6 protein-coding genes are annotated in these 5,192 nt (G+C 69.2%); all 6 read left to right on the top strand.

Translation table 11 applies throughout. The annotated features are described in order from the left end of the window. A partial coding sequence (locus WAZ62_RS06385) for a glutamate-5-semialdehyde dehydrogenase (RefSeq protein WP_422642679.1) occupies nucleotides 1-1,200 on the top strand: 1,200 nt, incomplete at its 5' end. Further along, entirely contained in the window at nucleotides 1,197-1,814 is a 618-nt protein-coding gene (locus WAZ62_RS06380; protein WP_422642678.1) for a nicotinate-nucleotide adenylyltransferase, read from the top strand. The genes WAZ62_RS06385 and WAZ62_RS06380, both read left to right, overlap by 4 nt. Before the next feature lie 279 nt (nucleotides 1,815-2,093). Continuing rightward, entirely contained in the window at nucleotides 2,094-2,600 is a 507-nt protein-coding gene (rsfS, locus tag WAZ62_RS06375) for a ribosome silencing factor (protein WP_422642677.1), read from the top strand. Nucleotides 2,601-2,619: 19 nt separating this feature from the next. Beyond that, nucleotides 2,620-3,087 carry a 23S rRNA (pseudouridine(1915)-N(3))-methyltransferase RlmH gene (locus WAZ62_RS06370; RefSeq protein ID WP_422642676.1) on the top strand — a complete coding sequence of 156 codons (468 nt, stop codon included), beginning with the start codon at nucleotides 2,620-2,622 and terminating at the stop codon, nucleotides 3,085-3,087. A 39-nt stretch (nucleotides 3,088-3,126) separates the two neighbouring features. Continuing rightward, nucleotides 3,127-4,722, top strand: coding sequence for a 2,3-bisphosphoglycerate-independent phosphoglycerate mutase (gene gpmI, locus WAZ62_RS06365; RefSeq protein WP_422642675.1), 1,596 nt, complete (start codon nucleotides 3,127-3,129; stop codon nucleotides 4,720-4,722). Continuing rightward, on the top strand, nucleotides 4,709-5,192 hold a 484-nt coding region (locus tag WAZ62_RS06360; protein WP_422642674.1), incomplete at its 3' end, for a hypothetical protein. The genes gpmI and WAZ62_RS06360, both read left to right, overlap by 14 nt.

The following is a 5,192-nucleotide window of genomic DNA, read 5'->3' as shown; positions in this document are numbered from 1 at the left end:
CGCGTGCTGGCCGGCCTTCCGGCCGAGGTGAAGACGCGGGCGCTGCGGGCCGCCGCCACCGCCATTCGCGCCGCCGCGCCCGAAATTCTGGCCGCCAATGCGATCGACATGGAACGCGGGCGGAAGCTGGGCCTGACCCCCGCCCTGCTCGACCGGCTGCTGCTGAGCGACGGCCGGATCGAGGGGATCGCGGCGGGTATCGAGACCGTCGCCGGGATCGCCGATCCGGTAAACACCATCGCCGCCGAATGGGACCGGCCGAACGGCCTTCGCATCCAGCGGGTGCGCGTGCCCATCGGCGTCATCGGCATCATCTATGAAAGCCGGCCCAATGTGACGGCGGATGCCGGCGCGCTGTGCGTGCGCTCGGGCAATGCGGTCATCCTGCGCGGCGGCTCGGAAGCGCTGAATTCGTCGCGCGCCATCCATGCCGCCCTCGTCGCCGGGCTGGCCTCGGCGGGCGTGCCGGCTGACGCGGTGCAGCTGGTTCCGGTCGCCGACCGTTCCATTGTCGGCGCCATGCTGACGGCGCAAGGCCAGATCGACGTGATCGTGCCGCGCGGCGGCAAATCGCTGGTTGCCCGGGTGCAGGCGGATGCGCGGGTGCCCGTGCTCGCCCATCTCGACGGCAACAATCACACCTATGTCGACGGCGCGGCCGATCCCGAAAAGGCGCTGGCGCTGGTGAAGAATGCCAAGCTGCGCCGGACCGGCGTCTGCGGCGCGACCGAAACCGTGCTGGTCGACGTTAAGGCCAAGGATCAGCTCGGCCCCATCGTGACCATGCTGCTGGATGCCGGCTGCGAAGTGCGGGGCGACGCGGCGGCGCAGGCCGCCGATCCCCGGGTGAAGCCCGCGACCGAGGCCGACTGGGACACGGAATATCTCGACGCCATCGTCGCGGTGAAGCTGGTCGACGGCGTTGAGGCCGCGATCGAGCATGTGGAGCGCCACGGCAGCCATCACACCGACGCGATCGTGACCGAGGATGCGGCGGCGGCCGAGGCTTTCCTCGCCGGGGTCGATTCCGCCATCGTCATGCTGAATGCCTCGACCCAGTTCGCCGATGGCGGCGAATTCGGCTTCGGGGCGGAAATCGGCATCGCCACCGGCCGGCTGCATGCCCGCGGCCCGGTCGGCGCCGAGCAACTGACCACGATGAAATATCTGGTGCGCGGCACGGGTCAGATCCGACCTTGAGCCTCGGCCGGCTGAAGATCGCGGGGGAAGCGCGGGGCCTGACCATCGGCCTGTTCGGTGGCTCGTTCAATCCGGCCCATGACGGGCACCGGGACCTGAGCCTGGCCGCCCTTCGCCATCTGGGGCTGGACCGGGTATGGTGGCTGGTCTCGCCGCAGAACCCGTTGAAATCGGCGAACGACATGGCGCCGCTGGACGCCCGGCTGGCGTCGGCCGCCAAGGCCGCCCGCCACCCGAGGGTGCTGGTGACGGATATCGAGACGCGGCTGGGCACGGTCTATACCGCGCAGACCATCAGGGCGCTGCGCCGGCGCTTTCCGAGGGCGCGCTTCGTCTGGCTGATGGGGGCTGACAATCTCGCCACCATTCACCGCTGGCGCGACTGGCAGCGCATCTTCGGCGACGTCGCCGTTGCCGTCTTCGACCGGCCTACCTATTCTCTGGCGGCATTGGGTGGCCCGGCCGCGCATCGCTTCGCAGCCGTCAGGCGCAGCGGCGACGCCCGCCGCCATTTGAAATACGACCGGCCCCCGGCCTGGGCCTTCGTGACCATGAAACTGAACCCCGCATCCGCCACAGCCCTGCGCGCCGCCGCACGGGCCACGGATCTCTAGGAGGACCTGACCCTGGCTCCGCGCAAGAAAACCGTCGAGGACGAGACCATCGCCGCCCCCGCCGAAGACACCACGCCCAAGAAGAAGCCGGCCAAGCGCCTGAAGGCGGCCGAAGCCGAAACGGCGCCCGCCGCCGAGGCCCCGGCCCCCGAGGCCCCGGCGGAGAAGCCGAAGCGCGTCCGCGCCAAGAAGGCCGAGCCCGCCCCCGCGCTCGAGGTCGAAGCCCCGGCCGAAGCGCCGGCTGAAAAGCCGAAGCGCACGCGCGCTAGGAAGGCCGAAGTGGCGCCCGAGCCCGAGGTGGAAGCCCCGGCCGAGAAGCCGAAGCGCCTCCGCGTCCGCAAGGCCGCCCCGGCCGAGACGGAAGCCGTGCTCGTCACCGTCGACATGGATGCCGAGCGCAAGAAGCCCAAGGCCCGGACGAAGAAGAAGCCGGCCCCGGCCAGCGATGCCGCCCGCGCCCTGCTCGATCTCATCGTGAAGACGCTGGACGACAACAAGGCGGAAGAGATCCTGAGCATCGATCTCGCCGGCAAATCGTCGATCGCCGATTACATGGTCATCGCCAACGGCCGCTCGGGCCGCCAGGTGACCGCCCTTGCCGATTACGTCGTCCGGGCCGTCGACACCGCCAGGCTCGGCCCGTGCCGGACCGAGGGCAAGTCGGCCGGCGACTGGGTACTGATCGATGCCGGCGATGTCATCGTCCATCTGTTCCGCCCCGAGGTCCGCGACTTCTACAAGCTCGAGAAGATGTGGCAGGCGGATTTCCGCCCCGGCGAAGAGTGATCGCGGACCGCGAGCACCGATGCTGGGCCTGAGACTGTCCGTCCTCGCGGTCGGGCGTTTCGGGGCCAAGGATCCCGAACGCCTGCTGTTCGAGACTTATTCGGCGCGCCTGAAGCCGGCGCTCGACCTGATCGAGGTCGAGGAAAAGCGCCTGACCGGCGCCGCACGCCAGAAGCGCGAGGGCGAATTGCTGCTGGCCGCCGTGCCCCCGGGCACGGCGATCGTCGCCATGGACGGGCGGGGCGACGTCCTGTCGTCCGAGGCGCTGGCGGCAAAGCTGGACCGATTTCGCGAGCAGGGGGTGGGCAAGGTCGCCTTTCTGATCGGCGGGGCCGATGGCCACGACGAGAATATTCGCAAGAAGGCGGCCTTCTGCTATTCCTTCGGCCCTGCAACATGGCCCCACCTGATGGTCCGTGCGATGCTTGCAGAGCAGCTATACCGGGCGGGCACCATCCTCGACGGGCATCCCTATCACCGGGCGTGAGTTATTTCTTAATCCAAGACCGTTACCAAGGTTCCCGCCATGACCGACGCAACCCTGACCGTGATCCCGCAAAAGCCCGTGGTGCTCTGCATCCTCGACGGCTGGGGCTGGCGCGAGGGCGGGGACGACAATGCGATCGCCCGGGCGAAGACGCCGAATTACAACCGCCTGCTGGAAAGCTGCCCGCGCAGCCTGATCAAGACCTCCGGCCTGTCGGTCGGCCTGCCGGAAGGCCAGATGGGCAATTCCGAGGTCGGCCACATGAATCTGGGCGGCGGCCGCGTCGTGATGCAGGACCTGCCGCGCATCGACCAGGCGGTGTCCGATGGCACGCTGGCCGAGAACGCGGTGTTGCTGAAGGCGATCGAGGCGACCAAGGCCAGGGGCGGCACCCTGCATATCCTCGGCCTGCTGTCGCCGGGCGGCGTCCATTCGCATCAGGAACATATGGCGGCCCTGGTCCGGATCGCCTCGGGTCATGGCCTGAAGGTCGTGGTTCACGGCTTCCTCGACGGGCGCGACACCCCGCCCAAAAGCGCGCTCGAATTCCTCGCCGAATTCGAGGCCGAACTCGACGGCGTGCCGGGCTGGAGCATGGGCACCGTCTCGGGCCGCTATTTCGCCATGGACCGCGACAAGCGCTGGGACCGCGTCGGACTCGCCTTCAGGGTTCTGGTCGATGCCGAAGGCGCCAGCGCGGCGAGCGCCCGGGAGGCGATCGAGGCTTCCTATGCCGCGGGCGTCACCGATGAATTCGTCAAGCCCGCCGCCATCGGCCATTATCGCGGGATGCAGGATGGCGATGGCCTGATCATGGCCAATTTCCGCGCCGATCGCGCCCGGGAAATCCTGGTCGCCCTGCTCGATCCGCAGTTCGACGGTTTCGCCCGGGCCCGCCTGCCGCATTTCGCCGGTGTCGCCGGCATGGTCGAATATTCCAGCCAGATCAACGCGCTGATGCCGGCGATCTTCGGCGCGGAGCGGGTCGAGGATCCGCTGGGCGCGGTGGTCGCCAAGGCGGGCAAGACCCAGCTGCGCATCGCCGAGACCGAGAAATACGCCCATGTCACCTTCTTCTTCAACGGCGGCGAGGAAACGGTGTTCGAGGGCGAGGACCGCATCCTGGTGCCGAGCCCCAAGGTCGCGACCTATGACCTCGCCCCCGCCATGTCGGCGCGGGAAGTGACCGACCGGCTGGTCGAGGCGATCGAAGCGAAGAAATACGATCTGATCGTCGTCAATTTCGCCAATCCCGACATGGTCGGCCATACCGGCATCATGGAAGCGGCGATTCAGGCGGTCGAGACCATCGACAGCTGCCTGGGCCGGTTGACGGCGGCGGTGGACCATGCCGGCGGCGTCATGCTGGTGACCGCCGACCATGGCAATATCGAACAGATGATCGATCCGGAAACCCATGGCGCCTATACCGCCCATACCACCAATCTGGTGCCGGCCTTCCTGTTCAACGCCCGGAGCGCGGTTGGCCTGAGCGACGGTCGGCTGGCCGATGTCGCCCCCACCCTGCTGCCCTTCCTCGGCCTGCCCCAGCCGGCGGCGATGACCGGAAACAGCCTGCTGGTGCCGGCCGAAGCCGCCACCGCGGCCCCGCCCGAACGCCGTGTCCGCGCCTAAGGCCGGCATTTTCCTCGCCCTTGCCCTGGCGCTGGCGGCCGGCACCGCCGCCTTCGCCCAGGACGCCAGCCCGGACGATCTGCGCGCCGTCCAGTCGGAGCTGGAGGCCGCGCGCAAGCGCCAGGCCGCGGTCGCGAGCGAGCGCGCCCGTCTCGTCGATGAAGTCGCCAGCCTGAAGGACCAGTTGGTCGAGCGCGCCGCCACCCTGCGCCGCCAGGAAGCCGATGCCGACGCGATCGAGCGGCGCCTGTCCGAACTCGGCGCCTCGGAAGCCGAGAAGCTGGCCGCGCTGTCGGATCGCCGGGCGGCCCTGTCCCGTCTGCTCGGCGCGCTGACCCGTCTGTCGCGCCGGCCGCCCGTGCTGTTGATGGCGCGGCGCCAGACCGCGGTCGAACTGGCCCATACCGGGACCGTGCTGCGCGATCTGGTGCCGGAGCTGCGCAGCCGCGCGGTCACGCTGAGCCGCGACC

This window comes from Zavarzinia sp. (genome assembly GCF_049306435.1).
In the GTDB taxonomy this organism is placed as follows: Bacteria; Pseudomonadota; Alphaproteobacteria; order Zavarziniales; family Zavarziniaceae; genus Zavarzinia.
Note: the sequence above shows the minus strand (reverse complement) of the source record. Positions and strands in the feature narration are given on the sequence as shown.